The organism is Diaphorobacter sp. B2A2W2, assembly GCF_056730635.1.
Map to the genome: position 1 here is coordinate 1 of NZ_JBWZOR010000005.1, position 17618 is coordinate 17618.

The 17618-nt window shown below is 67.7% G+C and carries 19 protein-coding genes and 1 tRNA gene; 6 read left to right on the forward strand and 14 right to left on the reverse strand.

All coding sequences use genetic code 11. From position 1 onward, the window contains the following. Window positions 1-130 precede the first annotated feature (130 nt). Together AC1PPL_RS10380 and AC1PPL_RS10385 are read left to right on the forward strand one after the other, a co-directional pair. Window positions 131-406 carry a head-tail connector protein gene (locus AC1PPL_RS10380; RefSeq protein ID WP_479973222.1) on the forward strand — a complete coding sequence of 92 codons (276 nt, stop codon included), beginning with the start codon at window positions 131-133 and terminating at the stop codon, window positions 404-406. After that, a complete protein-coding gene (locus AC1PPL_RS10385) occupies window positions 403-714 on the forward strand; it encodes a phage head closure protein (RefSeq protein WP_479973223.1) in 312 nt (103 codons plus the stop codon). Before AC1PPL_RS10380 ends, AC1PPL_RS10385 begins: the two co-directional genes overlap by 4 nt. 104 nt (window positions 715-818) lie before the next feature. On the opposite strand, the gene AC1PPL_RS10390 is transcribed toward AC1PPL_RS10385, so the two are convergent. From AC1PPL_RS10390 to tolB, 5 genes are all read right to left on the reverse strand, one after another. Continuing rightward, window positions 819-894, reverse strand: a tRNA-Lys gene (locus AC1PPL_RS10390). Window positions 895-942: 48 nt separating this feature from the next. Then, a complete protein-coding gene (locus AC1PPL_RS10395) occupies window positions 943-1725 on the reverse strand; it encodes a tRNA threonylcarbamoyladenosine dehydratase (RefSeq protein WP_479973224.1) in 783 nt (260 codons plus the stop codon). Further along, window positions 1722-2507 (reverse strand): tol-pal system protein YbgF, encoded by a 786-nt coding sequence (gene ybgF / locus AC1PPL_RS10400; RefSeq protein ID WP_479973225.1) that lies wholly within the window; start codon window positions 2505-2507, stop codon window positions 1722-1724. Before ybgF ends, AC1PPL_RS10395 begins: the two co-directional genes overlap by 4 nt. After that, a complete protein-coding gene (gene pal / locus AC1PPL_RS10405; protein ID WP_011804994.1) occupies window positions 2507-3049 on the reverse strand; it encodes a peptidoglycan-associated lipoprotein Pal in 543 nt (180 codons plus the stop codon). Before pal ends, ybgF begins: the two co-directional genes overlap by 1 nt. 39 nt (window positions 3050-3088) lie before the next feature. Further along, on the reverse strand, window positions 3089-4411 hold the full coding sequence (gene tolB, locus AC1PPL_RS10410; RefSeq protein WP_252102523.1) for a Tol-Pal system beta propeller repeat protein TolB: 1323 nt from the start codon (window positions 4409-4411) through the stop codon (window positions 3089-3091). Between the two features lie 121 nt (window positions 4412-4532). Between tolB and msbA the strand changes: the two genes are divergently transcribed. Further along, the gene (gene msbA, locus AC1PPL_RS10415; protein WP_479973226.1) at window positions 4533-6317 is read left to right on the forward strand and encodes a lipid A export permease/ATP-binding protein MsbA; all 1785 of its coding nucleotides are present in this window, start codon (window positions 4533-4535) and stop codon (window positions 6315-6317) included. A gap of 120 nt (window positions 6318-6437) precedes the next feature. Here the strand turns inward: msbA and AC1PPL_RS10420 are convergent, their stop codons facing one another. The 6 genes from AC1PPL_RS10420 to mltG form a co-directional block, all read right to left on the reverse strand. Beyond that, the gene (locus tag AC1PPL_RS10420; protein ID WP_270175382.1) at window positions 6438-7124 is read right to left on the reverse strand and encodes an ankyrin repeat domain-containing protein; all 687 of its coding nucleotides are present in this window, start codon (window positions 7122-7124) and stop codon (window positions 6438-6440) included. Further along, complete coding sequence (locus AC1PPL_RS10425) at window positions 7121-7930, reverse strand: TatD family hydrolase (protein ID WP_479973227.1); 810 nt, start codon at window positions 7928-7930, stop codon at window positions 7121-7123. Before AC1PPL_RS10425 ends, AC1PPL_RS10420 begins: the two co-directional genes overlap by 4 nt. Window positions 7931-8003: 73 nt before the next feature. Next, the gene (locus tag AC1PPL_RS10430) at window positions 8004-8363 is read right to left on the reverse strand and encodes a PilZ domain-containing protein (RefSeq protein ID WP_088886564.1); all 360 of its coding nucleotides are present in this window, start codon (window positions 8361-8363) and stop codon (window positions 8004-8006) included. A gap of 16 nt (window positions 8364-8379) precedes the next feature. After that, window positions 8380-9378, reverse strand: a complete 999-nt coding sequence (locus AC1PPL_RS10435; protein ID WP_479973228.1) for a DNA polymerase III subunit delta' — start codon at window positions 9376-9378, stop codon at window positions 8380-8382. Continuing rightward, a complete protein-coding gene (tmk, locus tag AC1PPL_RS10440; protein ID WP_015913484.1) occupies window positions 9375-10028 on the reverse strand; it encodes a dTMP kinase in 654 nt (217 codons plus the stop codon). The genes AC1PPL_RS10435 and tmk overlap by 4 nt, the downstream gene beginning before the upstream one ends. Next, window positions 10025-11026 carry an endolytic transglycosylase MltG gene (gene mltG / locus AC1PPL_RS10445; RefSeq protein WP_287802485.1) on the reverse strand — a complete coding sequence of 334 codons (1002 nt, stop codon included), beginning with the start codon at window positions 11024-11026 and terminating at the stop codon, window positions 10025-10027. Before mltG ends, tmk begins: the two co-directional genes overlap by 4 nt. Before the next feature lie 45 nt (window positions 11027-11071). Here mltG and ygfZ point away from each other — a divergent pair, with 45 nt between their 5' ends. Then, window positions 11072-12007 carry a CAF17-like 4Fe-4S cluster assembly/insertion protein YgfZ gene (ygfZ, locus tag AC1PPL_RS10450; protein WP_479973229.1) on the forward strand — a complete coding sequence of 312 codons (936 nt, stop codon included), beginning with the start codon at window positions 11072-11074 and terminating at the stop codon, window positions 12005-12007. Between the two features lie 59 nt (window positions 12008-12066). Here ygfZ and AC1PPL_RS10455 read toward each other — a convergent pair whose 3' ends face one another. From AC1PPL_RS10455 to AC1PPL_RS10465, 3 genes are all read right to left on the reverse strand, one after another. After that, entirely contained in the window at window positions 12067-12930 is an 864-nt protein-coding gene (locus AC1PPL_RS10455; RefSeq protein WP_479973230.1) for a YbgC/FadM family acyl-CoA thioesterase, read from the reverse strand. Window positions 12931-12951: 21 nt separating this feature from the next. Beyond that, window positions 12952-13878, reverse strand: coding sequence for an alpha/beta hydrolase (locus AC1PPL_RS10460; protein ID WP_172209278.1), 927 nt, complete (start codon window positions 13876-13878; stop codon window positions 12952-12954). 79 nt (window positions 13879-13957) lie between these two features. After that, on the reverse strand, window positions 13958-14833 hold the full coding sequence (locus AC1PPL_RS10465) for a 2-keto-4-pentenoate hydratase (RefSeq protein WP_479973231.1): 876 nt from the start codon (window positions 14831-14833) through the stop codon (window positions 13958-13960). A gap of 62 nt (window positions 14834-14895) precedes the next feature. On the opposite strand from AC1PPL_RS10465, the gene AC1PPL_RS10470 reads away from it, so the two are divergent. Next, window positions 14896-16032, forward strand: coding sequence for an iron-containing alcohol dehydrogenase (locus tag AC1PPL_RS10470; protein ID WP_479973232.1), 1137 nt, complete (start codon window positions 14896-14898; stop codon window positions 16030-16032). A gap of 104 nt (window positions 16033-16136) precedes the next feature. Continuing rightward, window positions 16137-17588 (forward strand): PAS domain-containing protein, encoded by a 1452-nt coding sequence (locus AC1PPL_RS10475; protein WP_479973233.1) that lies wholly within the window; start codon window positions 16137-16139, stop codon window positions 17586-17588. Window positions 17589-17618: the final 30 nt, after the last annotated feature.

A 17618-nucleotide genomic window follows, 5' to 3' on the forward strand; every position in this document is an offset into this window, starting at 1 on the left:
GCAGTGCCGCGTTTCAGAAAACTCCGAACGCCAGCGGCATGACCTTTCTGCCATGCGCGGCTGGCACCCCGCCCCGGCCCTGCGTGATGCTTGTCCGGGGCACCTATTCCAACCATTTGAAAGAAATCAAATGCTGACCCTGTCCGAAGTGAAACTGCACTGCCGCATCGACCACGGCGACGAAGATACGCTGCTGCAATCCATGATCGACGCCGCCACGGCATCGGTAGGCGACTACATCAACGCCACCGAGCCATTGGACGCCACCGCACCCGCTCCGGTGAAGGCCGCCGCGCTGCTGCTGGTGGGCGACCTGTACGCCAACAGGGAAGCCCTGGTGGAGCGCCCGCTGTCCAAGAACCCCACGTTTGAACGCCTGCTGGCACCGTACCGGGTGTACGCATGAAGGCCGGGGATCTGACGCAGCGCGTGACGGTGGAGCGGTTCACCAGCACAGTGGACGACTGGGGAACCCCTATCGAGAGCTGGGCCCCCCTGTTCACCTGCTGGGCCGCTGTAGAGCCGCTGGTGGGCCGGGAGTACATCGCGGCGCAGGCGTTGCAGTCTGAGGTGACGACGCGGATAAGGATGCGCTTTCGCCCTTGGATGACGGCGCAGGATCGCGTGATCCACGATGGCAAGACCTACAACATCGTGAGCGTGATCGACGTGCGCTCGGAGAACCGCGAGCTGGTGCTGATGTGCCGGGCCTGACTGTCACCACGTCGGAAACTGTCACCATACTGTCACCGGCTCGGAAAATGAAAAAGCCTGCTACCGTACTGATAGCAGGCTTTCCAGCATTTACGCGGTGTTGGTGGTAGGACGTACAAGATTCGAACTTGTGACCAACGGATTAAAAGTCCGCTGCTCTACCAACTGAGCTAACGTCCCAACCTTTGCCACCTCTCGGTAGCAAAGCTAAAGATTATAGCGTGGTTTTTAGGTCTTCGACCTTTCCGCCAACTTGTCGAGAATCCATCCCGCTGCACAGTGACCAAATGTGGCCGTGACGGCGACCGATGAGCCATAACCATGGCAATTCAGGGATCCGTCGCCTTCACCGACGCCGCAAGACGCGTGTGGCTTTGATACCGCTTCCTTGCTATAGACGCAGGTGACGCCGATTTTGCGGCCTTCTCGGGCCGCGCCGTGGTTCCTGCGCAAGCGATAGCGCAGCTGGGCCAGTAGAGGATCGTGCGTGGTAAACGCCAAATCTTCTACCTCGACTTTATATGCGTGACGCTTGCCCCCGGCAGCACCTACCGTGACGAAAGGCAGCCGTGTGGAGACGGCCCAAGCTGCCATTACGGCCTTGGCGTTTACCTGGTCGCATGCATCCACCAATGCATCCACCGAAGATGGCAACAGAGTGGGCCAGTTCTGTACATCCACGAACTCTTCAACGCAGTTCACCCGACATGCCGGATTGATCAGGGCAATGCGTTCGGCCATGGCGCGTACCTTGGCTTGGCCTATGGTCGTGGTCAGAGCGTGAATTTGCCGGTTGACGTTCGACTCGGCTACATGGTCCAAGTCAATCAGCGTGAGCGCTCCGACGCCGCTGCGCGCGAGTGCCTCTGCTGTCCAAGAACCCACGCCGCCAATTCCGACCACAGCAACATGCGCGCTCCGGATGCGTGCGGCGCCCTCCTGCCCGAACAGGCGTCCCAGCCCTGCGAAGCGCCGCTCCAAGTCTGGCGTGTCGTCAACGGGTGTGATCACTTCAGGCGCGCCAGTCGTTCCTTCGCAGCGGCTGCTGCTTCCGACTGCGGATAAACGCGCAGCAAGTCCTCCAGGGTCTTGCGCGCAGCCCGCGTATCTTTCAATTCGATCTGGCAATTGGCGATCGAGAGGGCCGCCTCGGGAGCGCGCGCATGGTCTGGCGCCGCCGACAACAGAGCCTTGAAGTTGTTAATGGCCTCTTTGTAATCACGCGTGGCGTACTGTGCATTGCCCAGCCAAAACCGGGCAGACGGCACATAACCGGACTGTGGATACTGGCGCACGAAGCTGCTGAAAGCGTTGGAGGCTTCACCGAACTTACCTGCACGGAAGAGCGCCAAGGCCGCCTCAAAATCACGCTTCTCTGCAGGATCAGCCCGGAATTCGCGCCCGTCCAGCGTCACCATCGCGGGCTCAAACTGGCGTAAACGCTCATCGACACCCTGCGCCATGTCCTTCTGGCGGCGCTGCAGCTCTGCGACATCGCGCAATAACTGCTCGTTCTGACCACGCAGTGTCGCCTGTTCGGTGCGTAATGCCTCGATTTGCATCTGTAGGTCGAGCAGGCTGCGCCGTAGTTGCGAGACCTCATCGCCGGACCGTTCACCCGCACGCTGGCTGGCCTGCGTCAATGCATCGACACGCTGGCGCATCTCAAGGATGGCACGGCGCGCCTCGCTGTCCTCGAACAATGCATAGCTGGGGGTCGACCAGCAGGCAGCGGCGGCCAGCGCCGCCGCGCCCAGCGCCCGCGGGCGCAGGAGCAAAGACATGCGCGGCATCAACGGTACGACAGCTCAACGCGGCGGTTTTGCGAGTGCGCGTCTTCCGTGTGGCCCTGCACCGCCGGCTTTTCCTTGCCAAAGCTCACCGCCTCCACCTGCGCGTCCTGCACGCCCAGCAGCCCCAACGAGCGGCGCACGGCTTCCGCGCGCTTCTGGCCCAGCGCCAAATTGTACTCGCGGCCACCGCGCTCATCGGTATGGCCCTCCAGCACGACCTTGCGGGCGGAAGACGCCTTCATGAAGCGAGCATGGGCCTCCAACACGGATTGGAACTCAGGCTTGACGATGAAGCTGTCAAAGTCGAAGTAAATGACGCGCGCCACGCCAACGGGACCCGCAGCGTCCCGGCCCGACTGGGACAGGTCCACAGGAGCCACGCCGCTTTGGCCCGTGCTGCCCGAGTTGGCGCCCGGGGCGGTGGACGTAGCGCCGCGGTCTTCGACCGGCACATCATCCAGTTTGACGCCGGAGCTGCAACCTGCCATGAGGGCGACGATGGAAAGCGCCAGGGACACGCGCTTGAAGGGGAAACGGTTCATTAATGACTCCTGAAGAGCAGTTGTTCGAAAAACGGAAACTTATTTGTTCTGGAACGGGCCCCAGTCGGGCTCGCGGATATCCCCACCCTGCCCCGCCAGACGCGCTTTGATTTTGCCGTCCAGCGTGGTGGTCATCAGGGCTTCGCGACCCTGCTGCTGCGTGGCGTAGACGATCAGGCGGCTATTGGGAGCAAAGCTGGGATTCTCATCGGCGGAGGTGTCGGTCACCGCCGTCACGCTGCCCGACTTCAAATCCATCACGTGCAGCTTATAGGCGCCGCCCACGCGGGAAATGTAGGCCAACCACTGACCATCGGGACTGATGCTGGGCGAAATGTTGTAGGACCCGTTGAAGGTCACGCGCTCCGCGCCTCCCCCGCTGGCTGCCACGCGGTACACCTGGGGCGAACCTCCACGGTCGCTGACGAAGTAGATGCTGCGGCCGTCGCTGGAGAACACGGGCTCCGTGTCGATGCCGCTGCTTTGCATCAAGCGGCGCGGCTCACCGCCGTTGGCGTCGATGGTGTAGAGCTGCGAGCCCCCGTCGCGGCTGAGGGTCACGGCCAAGGTACGGCCATCGGGCGACCAAGCAGGGGCACTGTTGGAGCCACGGAAATTGGCGATCAAACGGCGGCGGCCTGTGGCCACGTCATGCACGTACACCACCGGCTTGCGCGACTCGAACGATACGTAAGCCAGCTGGGTCCCGGTGGGCGCCCATGCGGGAGAAATGATCGGCTCAGGACTGGAAAGTGCTGACTGCGCGTTCTCGCCGTCCGCATCGGCCACCCAAAGGCTGTAGCGCGAGCCGGCTTTGGTCACATACGCAATGCGGGTGGAGAAGATACCGCGCTCGCCCGTGAGTTTTTCGTAGACGAAGTCGGCAATGCGGTGCGCCACCAGACGCAGGTCGGCCTGCGTGACCACGAAGCTCTGCCCGCCCAGGTCCTGCGCCTTGACCACGTCCCACAAGCGGAATCGCACGTCGAAACGGCCGTCGGCCAAGCGCGTGATGCTGCCGGAGGTGAGTGCGTCGGCCTTGCGCTGACGCCACAGGGACAGATCGGGACGGGATGATTCATCCAGCGCGACACCCGACGCGTCCACGCCCAAAAAGCGCCCGCTGCGCTCCAGGTCAGCCTGGACGATGGCGGATATTTTCTGCGGCGACTGCGGTTCGCCACGGAACGGTGCAATCGCAATGGGCAGTTGCGTCAGGCCTACGCCCGTGATTTCCACACGGAACTGCGCAAGCGCTGAAAGGGAGGAACTGGCAGCCAAGGCTGCAACGGCGTGGCGCCGCGAAAGGTGCGGCAGAGCCGTGCGGAAGGAAGGGGTATTGGGGATGCGGTCAATAGTCATTGGAACCATCGAATAACCGTCAAATGCCGGCAAACAGAGCCTCGCATGTTACACATAGCGTAGCGTGCCATGTGACAAACTGTGCCGGTCTGCAATAGCCGAAACGTAGAATCCGCCCCTCATGCAAGATTCGAATCATAGCGCGCCAAAGACCACTTTGCAGCAAGCTCCGCAGTCTCTTTCGCTGTGGGAGCGGTTGCGCAGGCTCCATCCGTACTTCGGTCACCAGCGGCTGGCATGGACCATGGCGGTATTGGCGACGATCGTCGCGGCCGCTACCGAGCCATTGATTCCCGCGCTTCTCAAACCATTGCTGGACCAGGGTTTTACAGAAGGATCGCTGGAGCTCTGGATGGTTCCCGTGGCCATCATCGGCGTCTTCCTGGTGCGTGGGCTGGCCCAGTTCACGGGGCAGTACGCCCTCACGCGCATCGCCAACGAGGGCATGCTGCGCCTGCGCACGGCGCTGTTCGAGCGACTGCTGGCGGCGGACATGGGGCTTTTCCATCGCCAGTCGGCTAGCGCACTGTCCAACACCGTGGTGTATGAGGTGCAGACCGGGTTCACCTCGCTGGTCCAAGCGCTGCTGGGCCTATCGCGCGACGGTTTCACGCTGGTCGCCCTGCTGGGTTATCTCATCTACCTGAACTGGCAACTCACGCTGATCGTGGCGGTGCTGGTGCCGGGGGTGGCCTGGGTGATGAAGACGCTCTCGCGGCGCCTGTACAAGATCACTAAAAGCAGCCAGCAGGCCACCGACGACCTGGCCTATGTGGTCGAAGAGAACGTACTGGCCCACCGTGTGGTACGCCTGCACGGCGCCCAGGCCGAGCAGGCCGCGCGCTTTGACACGCTGAGCCAGCGCCTGCGCCGCCTGGCCATCAAATCCACGATCGCCTCGGCCGCCATGACGCCCACCACGCAGTTGCTGTCCGCGGGCGCGCTGTCCACCGTGATCTGCATCGCCCTGTGGCAAAGCCATGGCAACGGTGCCAAGGACGTGACCGTGGGCGGTTTCGCCTCGTTCATCGCGGCGATGCTGATGTTGATAGCGCCCATCCGCCGCATGGCCGACATCGCCAACCCCATCACGCGCGGCGTGGCGGCGCTGGAACGGGGCCTGGCCCTGCTGCACGAGGCGCCGGCCGAGACAGGCGGCACGCACACCGCGCAGCGCGCCCAGGGGGCGATTGCCCTGCGCAACGTGACCGTGTCCTTCCGTCCCGACCAGGCGCCCGCACTGGACGCCGTGAGCCTGGACATCCGCCCGGGCGAAGTGGTGGCGTTCGTCGGCCCCTCCGGTGCCGGCAAGACCACGCTGGTGAACTTGCTGCCGCGCTTTCTCAGCCCCAGCAGCGGCCAGGTGCTGCTGGATGGCGTGGCGACCGACCAGTGGGCGTTGCCCAGCCTGCGCGCGCAATTCGCCATGGTGAGCCAGGACGTGGTGATGTTCAACGACAGCATCGCCGCCAACGTGGCGCTGGGCGCTGCCGTGGACGAGCAACGTGTGCAGCACTGTCTGGACGCAGCGAACCTCGCCGAATACGTAGCCAGCCTCCCGCAGGGTATGCACACCGTGGTGGGGCACAACGCGACGCAGCTGTCGGGCGGACAGCGGCAGCGGCTGGCCATCGCGCGGGCGCTCTACCGCGACGCTCCGGTGCTCATCCTCGACGAGGCCACCTCGGCGCTGGATACCGAGTCCGAACGCCTGGTACAGCAGGCCCTGCAGCGCCTCATGCAGGGGCGCACCACGCTGGTAATTGCCCACCGCCTCTCCACCATCGAACACGCGGACCGCGTGGTGGTCATGGAGCAAGGGCGCATCGTCGAGCAGGGCCCCCACGCGGAGCTGCTGACCCGGGGCGGCCTGTACGCGCGCCTGCGCGCACATGGCGGCGCGTGACTACCAAAAACAATAGCTGCTTGCGCTTACCCTGTAAGCGATGTAGCACTCTTTTGGCCTGAAACTGCCAGCTGACAGGCGCCAGCAGCTCCGTTATTCATAGCATACGCGCCCAAGGGCCTACCATTTCCCGCGGTCCGGCTGGCGGCGGCGTACGGCCTCCGCCACCAGTTGCACCATGTCCTGCCGGTCGGCGCGCATGGCGAAATCCACGGCCGACAGGCCCAGTTGGTTCTTCAGCGATGGGTCGGCCCCCTCGCTGATCAGCAGGCGCGCCGCATCCGCCGTGCCGTAGCGCACGGCCATCATCAGCGGCGTGGTGCCGTTGGGCGATGCGGCGTCGATGTAGGCGTGATGCTCCAGCAACAGCGCCACCATGGCGGCGGCATCGGCCGTGGTGCTCGCGGCGGCATAGTGCAGCGGCGCCCAGCCGGTCTTATTGACGTCCGCCTCGCGCGCGATCAGACCGCGCGCAGCGGGCAGATTGCCGCGCAACGCGGCCATCATCAGCGCGCTTTCGTCCTTGGCATTGCGCTCCTCCACCTTCAGCCCCTTGGCGGCGATCAGCACCTCGGCCACCTGCCGCGCTTCCTCGCGCAGGGCCAGGATCAGCGCGGGCTGGCCCTTGGGATCGCGCGCGTTGGGGTCAAACCCGCGGCGCAGCAGCGAAGCCACCGTGGCGGCATCGTCGCGCGCGATGGCACGCAGGAAATCGTCGTACGCGCCGGCATGCGCCAGCCCCGCGGTGCCGGCGGCAGCCACGGCGAGCCACGCCAGGGCGCTGCGACGCTGCAACAGGCTCTTCATACTGCCTCCTTGCTCAAGAAAAGTTGCTCGAAGTTACGGCTGGTTGCCTCGGCCACCTGCTGGACGCTCAGCCCTTTCACCTGTGCCAGCTGCTGGGCGACGTAGGGCACATAAGACGGGTTGTTGATCTTGCCCCGGTAAGGCACCGGCGCCAGATACGGGCTGTCGGTCTCGATGAGCAGGCGGTCCATGGGTACAAAGGCGGCCACGTCGCGCAGGTCCTGCGCGTTCTTGAATGTGACGATGCCCGAGAACGAGATGTAGTAGCCCCGGTCCAGCGCCGCGCGGGCCACCTCGGCGGTCTCGGTGAAGCAGTGGAACACGCCGCCCGCACGGTTGCCCGCGCCGCCCTCGCCCTCTTCGCGCAGGATGGCCAGGGTGTCCTGCGAAGCGCTGCGCGTGTGGATCACCAGCGGCTTGGCCGCCGCGCGCGCAGCGCGGATATGCGTGCGAAAGCGCTCGCGCTGCCACTCCAGGTCGGCGATGCTGCGGCCGCCCTTGCGGTCGTCCATGCCGTAGTAGTCCAGCCCCGTCTCCCCGATGGCCACCACGCGCGGCAGTGCTGCGCGCTCCAGCAGGTCCTGCACGGAGGGCTCGGCCACGCCTTCGTTGTCCGGGTGCACGCCGACCGTGGCCCAGAAGTTGTCATAGCCGGTCGCCAGCGCGTGCACGGCGGAGAACTCCTCCATCGTGGTGCAGATGCACAGCGCGCGGTCCACCTGCGCCTCGGCCATGGCCTGGCGGATCTGCGGCAACTGGCTGATGAGTTCGGGAAAGTTCAGGTGGCAGTGGGAATCAACAAACATGGTGGTCTCGAAAAGCAAAAATGCCGACCGGCGGGCGCGGTCGGCATCCTGCGGGGCCCGCGAAGGGTTGCCCTTAGATGGTCTGCGTAGGCCGTTCAGACGCCAGGGCCGTGCCCAGCACTTCCTCGATCTTGTGCTTGAGCTGGCGCGACTTCTCGTCCTTGGGAAACTGGATGCCCACGCCCTGCGTGCGGTTGCCCGCGGCGCGCGCGGGTGTCACCCAGGCCACGCGGCCGGCCACGGGGTAGCGCTGCGGGTCGTCGGGCAGCGTGAGCAGCACGTACACATCATCGCCGAGCTTGTATTCGCGCGCCGTGGGCACGAAGATGCCGCCCTCTTCGAAGAACGGGATATAGGCCGCGTACAGCGCGGCCTTTTCCTTGATGTTCAGCTGCATGACGCTGGGACGCGGCGCTGTGGAGGGACTGCTCATAGGTCGTAGAAGGCTTTCAATGGCGCGAGTTTAGTGTGTGGCGCGCCTGCGCCACAAGCGACTCCAGCATCAGGCCGGCGTTGAAGGGGTGCTCGGCCGTGCGCGCCTCCTTGGCGAGGGCGCGCGACCAGCGCGTGAGCGGCCCCACGCCGGGCGGCGCGGGCAAGTCGGCGGGCGAGAAATAGCGCGGCTGTGCACCCACGCGTTGTGCCAGCAGATCGTGGCAGAGCTTTTGCAAGGCATCTACGGCCTGTGCGGGTTCCAGCCCGGCCAGCGCCGACACGTCGCCGCGCGCCACGGCCTTGGGCAGCAGCGCCCAGGTCTGCGGGCTGCGGCCCGCACGCGCCAGGGCTAATGCGTCGTCAGGCCTGCCGCCGGCGGCGCGCAGCAGGGCCTCGGCCGCGTCAGTGGGCACGCCCTGCTCTACCAGCCATTGCTGGCTTTGGGCCGGATCGGGCCACTGCAGGGTGTGCCCCAGGCAGCGGCTGCGGATGGTGGGTAGCAGTTCGTGCGCGGCCTCGGTGGCCAGCACAAAGCGCACGTCGCCCGGAGGCTCCTCCAGCGTCTTGAGCAGCGCGTTGGCCGTCACATGGTTCATCTGCTCTGCCGGGTAGACCAGCACGGCCTTTCCGCGGCCGCGCCCGCTGGTGCGCTGGGCGAACTCCACCGCGTCGCGCATGGCCTCGACGCGGATCTCGCGGCTGGCCTTGCGCTTCTTGTCCTCGATCTCGGCCTGCGCCTTCTCGGGCAGCGGCCAGCCCAGGGCCAGCGCCTGCGTTTCGGGCATGAGCACGCACAGGTCGGCATGCGTATGCACATCGATGCCATGGCAGCTGGCGCACTGGCCGCAGGCGCCGTGCGCGGTGGGCGCATCGCACAGCCAAGCGCGCACCAGCTCCAGCGCCAGCGTGTACTGGCCCAGGCCGGACGGGCCCTGCAGCAGCCACGCGTGGCCGCGCTGGGCCAGCAGCGCCTGGCGCTGCGCGGCGATCCAGGGGGCGACCGTGGCACTCATGGCGTCTGCGCCAGCCAGCCGCGTGCGGCCACCACGGCACGCAGCTGCGCGGCAACCTGCTCGCGCGGCTGCGACGAGTCGATGCGCGCAAAGCGCTGCGGCGCTCCCGCGGCGCGGTCGGCATAGCCGCGCGCCACGCGGGTGAAGAATTCCACAGGCTGCGACTCGAAGCGGTCGGGCGCGCGCGCGGCGGACAGGCGCTGCGCGGCCACCTCAGGTGGCACATCGAACCACAGCGTGAGGTCCGGGTTTCGCATCAAATCAGGCTGCAGACCAACACCAGTCTGCGCAAGGCGCTCCATATACGATAGCACCTCCAGATCGAAGCCGCGCCCTGCGCCCTGGTAGGCAAAGGTGGCATCGGTGAACCGGTCGCACAACACCACTTCGCCGCGTGCCAGCGCCGGCTCGATCACGCAGCGCAGATGGTCGCGCCGCGCGGCGAACACCAGCAGCGTTTCGGTCAGCGCGTCCATGCTGTCGTGCAGCAGCATCTCGCGCAGCTTCTCGGCCAGCGGTGTGCCGCCGGGCTCGCGCGTCAGGGTCACGGTATGCCCCGCAGCGCGCAGCGCCTGGGCCAGCGCGTCGATGTGCGAGGACTTGCCCGCGCCGTCGATGCCCTCGAAGGTGATGAATGCGCCGTTGGTCATTTCTGGCCGCGTTGGTAGCGGTTCACCGCACGGTTGTGGTCTTGGAGCGTGCTGCTGAAGTGGCTGGAACCGTCGCCGCGCGCCACGAAGTACAGCGCCTTGGTGGGCGCGGGCTGCACCGCGGCCAACAGCGCGGCCTTGCCGGGCATGGCAATCGGCGTGGGCGGCAGGCCCACACGTGTGTAGGTGTTGTAGGGGGTGTCGGCGGTCAGGTCACGGCGGCGCAGGTTGCCGTCGAACTTCTCACCCAGGCCGTAGATCACCGTGGGGTCGGTCTGCAGCAGCATGCCCACGCGCAGGCGGTTGCTGAACACGCCGGCGATCTGCGCGCGGTCTTCGGCGCGGCCGGTTTCCTTCTCGACGATGCTCGCCAGGATCAGCGCCTGGTCGGCCGATTGGAGCGGCGTGTCCGGCGCGCGCTGCGCCCAGGCCGCGTCCAGACGCCGGTCCATGGCGTGCAGCGCGCGACGCAGCACGGCAATGTCGCTGCTGCCCTTGGCATAGGTGTAGGTGTCGGGAAAGAAGCGCCCCTCCGCCGGCACGCCCGCGCGGCCCAGGCGCTCCATGATGTCTGCGTCGCTCAGGCCCTGGCTGTCGGGCTTGAGCTGCTCGGCCCGCGCCAGCGCCTGGCGTACCTGGCGAAAGGTCCAGCCTTCCACCAGCGTGACGGCGCGCAATGCCTCCTCGCCGCGCACCAGCTTCTGCAGCAGCGCGTAGGGGCTGGTGCCCTGGGGAATCTCGTAGTTGCCGGCCTTGATCTCGCGGTCCTTGCCCGACAGCCGGAACCACAGGAACAGCACGTCCGCATCCGTGGCCATGCCCGACCGCACCACCGCGCGGGCCACGCCGCGTGGCGTGGTGCCAGGCTCGATCTCCAGCTCCAGCGGCTGGCCGGCGGGCACGTCCGCGCGCACCGGCAACGGCGCCTGCAGCCACCAGGCGGCCACAGCGCCCACGGCGATCACGATGAGCAACACCAATGCGAGGAAACGACGCACAACCCTGCAGCCTGTATGAAAGAAGCCGGGCATCATAATTCAGCCATGACCGACTCCATGCCAGTGCCCCCGTCCCTGCCTGCGGACGGCGTAGTCCCCCTGTCCCACCTTGGCGTGATCCGCGTGGCCGGTGAAGACGCCGCCAAGTTCCTGCACGGCCAGCTGACGCAGGACTTCGCGCTGCTGGATCTGCACCACGCCCGCCTGGCGGCGTTCCTGACCGTCAAGGGCCGCATGCAGGCCAGCTTCATCGCCTTCAAGCGCAGCGAGGCCGAGGTACTGCTGGTCTGCGCCCGCGACCTGCTGGCGCCCGCCCTCAGGCGGCTGTCGATGTTCGTGATGCGCGCCAAGGCCCAGCTGACCGATGCCACAGGCGACTTTGCGCTGTACGGCCTGCTGGGCGACGCCGCCCGCGCCGTGCTACCCGCTGGCGAGCCCTGGGCCAAGGCCGATGTGGGGGATGCCAGCGTGGTGCAGCTCTACCCCGCCGAAGGGCAGCCGCGCGCGCTGTGGGTAGCGCCCGCTGGCAGCGCCGCGCCCGCTGGCGCAGCCCTGACCGAAGCGCTGTGGCTGTGGAGCGAGGTGCGCAGCGGCATCGCCACCCTGACCGCACCCGTGGTCGAGGCCTTCGTGCCGCAGATGCTGAACTATGAGTCCGTGGGCGGCGTGAACTTCAAGAAGGGCTGCTACCCCGGCCAGGAGGTCGTGGCGCGCAGCCAGTTCCGCGGCACGCTCAAGCGGCGCACTTACCTGGCACATGCCCCTTCGGCCGTGGCCGTGGGTGCTGAAGTGTTTGCCGATGGTGACGCCGAACAGCCCGTGGGCACGGTGGTGCAGGTTGCGACCGCACCCGCCGGCGGCGTGGATGCGCTGGTGTCGCTGCAGATCGCAGCCACCAGCGGTGCCCTGCAGGTGGGCGCAGCGGAAGGCGTGGCGCTCACGCTGCTGCCGCTGCCCTACGCGCTGCTGGAAGACATTTAAGCAAAAACAGGCGCTAGCGCTTATTTGAAAAGCGTTAGCAGCTATCAATAAAGAAGCAATCAGCCCTGCAGACTGCGCCGCATGGTGATGTGGGCAATGCCCGCCTCCTCATACGGTTGGCCTGCCGCCTCAAAGCCCGCGCGGCGGTAGAACGCCTCGGCGCTGCACTGGGCATGCAGCGTGACCTGCGCGTCGCCGCGCGCGCGTGCCGCCTGCACCAATGCGTCCAGCACCATGCGGCCCCAACGCTGGCCGCGCAACACGCGGTCCACTGCCATACGGCCAATGCGCGCCTCGCCCGGCGCATCCTGCAGCAGTCGGCCCGTCGCCACGGGCAGACCCAGGCGGTTGTAGGCGACGGCGTGCACGGCAGTGGCGTCCAGCGCGTCCAGCTCGATCTCGGGCGCAATCCCCTGCTCCTGCACGAACACCGCCGTGCGCAGCGCCGTGGCGTAGCGCCCCAGCGTGGCCCAGTCGCCCACGCGCAGCTCCACCATCTCGCCGCCGGCCTCGTAGTGCTCGATCATCGCGCGCAGCGCGGGCGGCACCGCGCGCTTGGTCTGCGTAGCGGGGTCGGCAAACACATAGACCAGTTCCACGGTCACCAGCAGCCGATCGCCAGCGAACATGCTGGCCTCGAACACCAGCGACGTGGTGCCCACGCGCGCGCGGCGCATGCCCACGTCCAGCAGGTCGTCGAGCCGGGCCGAGGCGTGGTACTCGACGCTGGCTTTCTTGAGGTACACCTCGCCGCCCAGCGCCTGCATGCCGGTTTCGTACGGCAACGCCAGCGCGCGCCAGTATTCGGTCATGGCGCAATCAGCGTAGGTGAGGTAGTGGGCATTGAAGACGATCTTCTGGATGTCCACCTCTGACCAGCGCACGCGCAGGCGGTGAAAACAGCGAAAGTCAGAGCGTTGCATGGCGTGTTTCCGTCGAAGGGATCAGTCGAGTTGAAAGGCGCTGCGCAGCGCGGCGGCAGCATCGGCATGGGCCTGGCGCGCCTCGGGAAGGGCGCGACCCATCTTGATGAATTCGTGCGTCACGCCGCGGTAGATCTCGAGTTGCACCGGCACGCCCGCGGCACGCAGCTTGTCCGCGTACTCCACGCCCTCGTCCACCAGCGGGTCGTACTCGGCCAGACCGATCCAGGCCGGCGCCACGCCCTCGGCGTCGGGCGCGAGCAAGGGGGCGAAGCGCCAGTCCTCGCGCTCGGCGCGGCTGGGGATGTACTGGTCGAAAAACCAGCCAATGGCCGCGCGTTCGAGCACCAGGCCGTGCGCGAACTCGGTGTGCGAGGGCGTGTCCTGGTGCGCCGTGGTGCCGGGGTAGATGAGCAACTGCAGCGCCAGGGGCAGCCCGGCATCGCGCGCCTGCAGAGCGCACACCGCGGCCAACGTGCCGCCTGCGCTGTCGCCGCCCACCGCCAGGCGCGACGGGTCGGCGCCCAGCGTGGTGGCGTGCTGCGCCAGCCAGGCCAGCGCGTCCCACGCATCGTCGCTGGCCGTGGGGAACGGATGCTCGGGCGCGAGCCGGTATTCCAGCGACACCACCATACAGCCGGCCAGCCGCGCCAACTCGCGGCACAGCACGTCGTGGGTGGCAATGCTGCCGATGGTGAAGCCGCCACCGTGCAGGTACAGCAGCAACGGCAGCGCCTGCGCGTCAGAGGCCGTGGGTGCATACAGGCGCGCGGGCAACGGGGTGCCGTCGCGTGCGGGGATGCGCAGGTCTTCCACGCGCGGCAAGGCCGCCTTGGGCAGCTCCAGCACCCCGGCACCCAGTTCATAGGCAGCGCGGGCCTGTGCAGGGCTCAGGGTGTGCAGTGGGGGGCGCCCGGCGCGCGCCATGCCGTCGATGACGTTGCGCATCTGCGGCGTGAGCCGCGCGTGGTGGGGGGAAGGCACATGGGAAGCGGAACCGGGCGTCGTCAACGGAAAAGTCCTTGGGTTATTGGAAGTGCACCTGCACCGGCTGCGCGCCGGGCAGGCCCAGATAGGTTGCCGTGACGCTCAGGCCGGCGCGCGGGGGCAGCAGCGGAGAAAACGACCCCAGGCTCACCAGGTCGCCGGGCTGCAGCGTGATCTCCTCCTGCTGCAGCGCCTGGGCCAGCCAGACCACGGCGTTGAGCGGATGCCCGAGGATATCGCTGCCCTTGCCGCTGGCGAGCAGCGCGCCGGAATGGTCCGTGAGCTGCACGGTCATGCGCTCCAGCGCGTCCAGCAGCGCATAGCGCTCGCCGCGCGTCGCCGGCACGGCGATAGGCTGCCCGGCGATACCCAGGCGCGCGCCCACGTTGATCGCGCCCACGCCGGCGCCGTTGAGCTGGGGCGGCGCCTGCACCACCAGGTCGGGCAGCTCGATGAAGGGGATCACCTGGTCGATGTGCTGCAGCACCTCCTCGGGCGTACGCGCGTGGTTGATGGCCGCATCCTTCACGCGTACCAGCAGGTCGGCCTCGTACAGCGGGCGCGCCCCAAACGCGGTGGGCACGGTGCTGCCGCCGGGGCGCACCATGCCCTCGTACAGTTTGCCCCACACCGGCTTGTCGGTGTTGAAGCGCTTTTGCACCGCGGGGTTGGTGAGGCCGGCCTTGTAGCCCACCACCTTGCCCAGGCGGGCGCCCAGCAGCGCATTGAACTTGGCGCGGGTGCAGGCGCCGTCGGCGTCTGACAGTGCCGGGAAGTTGGGCGCGGGGGTCTTGGCGGCGTAGTGCGAGGCCATCGCTCCCACCGCGGCGTCGCTGAGGCACTCGGCCTGGGCGCCCAGGCCGGTCGCCAAGGCGACCCCCGCGCCCAGGGCGATGAGGGTTTGCTTCATGGTCATGCGTGTCTCCTGGTTGTAGTGTGTCGGGCGATCCTACTGGCACTCCCTCTCTTTCGCACACCATGGCTTTCATCTACTACGTCACCCAGATCCAGTTCGAATTCGGCGCCGTGCGCCTGCTCAAAGCAGAATGCGAGCGCATCGGCATCACCTGCCCCCTGGTGGTCACCGACCCCGGCGTGAAGGCCGCCGGCGTGCTGCAGCAGGCGCTGGACGCCCTGCCCGGCCTGAACGTCGCCGTGTTCGACCAGACGCCCTCCAACCCCACCGAGGCGGCCGTGCGCGCGGCCGTGCAACTCTACAAGGCCCAGGGCTGCGACGGCCTGATCGCCGTGGGCGGTGGCAGCGCCATCGACTGCGCCAAGGGCATCGCCATCGCCGCCACGCACGACGGCCCGCTCACGCACTACGCCACCATCGAGGGTGGTTCGCCGCGCATCACTGAGCGCGCCGCGCCGCTGATCGCCGTGCCCACCACCAGCGGCACGGGCAGCGAGGTGGCGCGCGGCGCCATCATCATCGTGGATGACCACCGCAAGCTGGGCTTTCACTCCTGGCACCTGGTACCCAAGGCCGCCATCTGCGACCCCGGCCTCACGCTGGGCCTGCCGCCCCTGCTGACGGCCGCCACGGGCATGGACGCCATCGCGCACTGCATGGAAACCTTCATGTCCGCCGCGTTCAACCCGCCGGCGGACGGTATTGCGCTGGATGGCCTGGAGCGCGGCTGGCACCATATCGAGGCCGCCACGCGCGACGGCCAGGACCGCGACGCACGCCTGGCCATGATGAGCGCCAGCATGCAGGGCGCCATGGCCTTCCAGAAGGGCCTGGGCTGCGTGCATTCCCTGAGCCACAGCCTGGGCGGGCTGAACCCGCGCCTGCACCACGGCACGCTGAACGCCGTGTTCCTGCCCGCCGTGGTGCGCTTCAACGCGCAGGCCGAATCGGTGCGCAAGGAGCGCCGCCTGGAGCGCATGGCCCATGCCATGGGCCTGGCCTCCGCCAGCGACATCCCCGATGCCATCCGCGACATGAGCGCACGCCTGGGCCTGCCCACGGGCCTGGCGGCCATGGGCGTGACCGACGCCGTGTTCGACGACGTGATCAAGGGCGCCCTGGCCGACCACTGCCACAAGACCAATCCCCGCCTGGCCACGCCAGACGACTACCGGGAGATGCTGGTCGAGTCGCTCTGACCCGCGGCAGCGTCCGCCGAGCAGGCGCCCGGCGGCCCCGCTACACTGGTGCGCTTAACATTTATTAACACGCATTCCGCCGGTTCGGCGGGGTCGCGTACCGCATGCGCACACACCCGCTCTCCAAATGGCTGACGCAAGGCACCTACCCGCGCCTGTACGTTCCCATTGTGCTGATCATGGTGGCGGTCACGCTGGTGCGCTACCACGCGCTGGTGGGCGCCGAGCGTGAGGAGGCGCAGCTGCGCATGCGCGCAGAGCTGCAGGCAGCCGCGTACGCCGTGCTGCAGGCGCTGGACGAGCCTGCCGGCAATGCTGCAGCGCAGGAGCGCCTGCGCCAGGCCGCGCAGGTCGCGGACGCACCAATCCAGTCCATTCGCTGGGAACTGCCCTCCCGCCCGGCCGTCGACCTGCGCAACGCCATGCCGCCCACCAAGGCGCCGCCGTGGTTCGTGCAGCTGCTGGATCTGCCCACCCCGCGCCACACGGTGGCGCACCGGCTGGCGGACGGCCGCACGGGGCAGCTGGCGCTGGCGCTGTGGCCCCAGCACTACGTGGACCGCGCCTGGAGCGCCATGGCCACGCAGTTGCGCATCACGGCGCTGAACATCTTCACCATCCTGCTCCTGCTGACCCTGATCCTGCGCGCGAACGACCGCATGCTGGACCGCATGCGGCACGCGGCGGAGCGCTTCAAGCAAGGCCACCTGGACGCGCGCATACGCCGCACGGGCACGCTGGAGGCGCGCGAAATCGCCGACACCTTCAACGACATGGCGGGCAAGGTCCAGTCCCTGGTGCTGTCCCTGCAGGAAACCCAGCGGCAGCAGAACGAGCAACTGCACTTTCGCCGCCAGCTGGTGAACGCCCTGCCCCTGCCTTTGTTCGTGCTGGGGGCGGATGGCGCGCACCTGGAGACCAACAAGGCCTGGCGCGAACTGCTCAATGCCTCCCGCCCCGCCACCGTCGCGGGCACGCTGGACCAGCTCTGGGCCGATGGCGTGGACTCCTCCATCGTCCTGGCCCAGCGGCTGTCCGACCGGCCCTCGGGATGGCAGACCACCGTACGCCCCTTGCAGGGCGTGCCGCACGAGATGGCCTGCTACCACGCCACCTTCACCGCGCCCGACGGCGTACCCGCCGGCACCATCGGCGTGCTGGTGGACATGACGGAGCACACCCAGGCACTGCAGGCAGAGCGCGCCGGCCGTGCGTGTGCGGAGGCCGCGCTGGACGCCGTGGCCGATGGCGTCATCACCATGGACGCGCAGGGCCTCGTGCGCACGATCAACGGCGCGGCCCAGCGGGTCATCGGGCTCGCGCAGGGGCAGACGGTCGGCCGCCACGTCGATGAGGTTTTTCGCCTGGAGCCACCGCACTCCGTGCTTGCCGCCTCGGGAACGCAGGGGCATGCTGCGCACGGCGCGGGCGCCGCGGCCACCGCGATCCTCGCCTGCCATTCGGGTGCGCCGCGCACGGTGGACTACTCCGTGGCGGCCGTGCACGCGCCCGACGGCACCGCCGCGGGCCACGTGCTGGTCTTTCGCCCCCGGTGACGTTGCCGCGGCACGCCGCGGCGGACACGC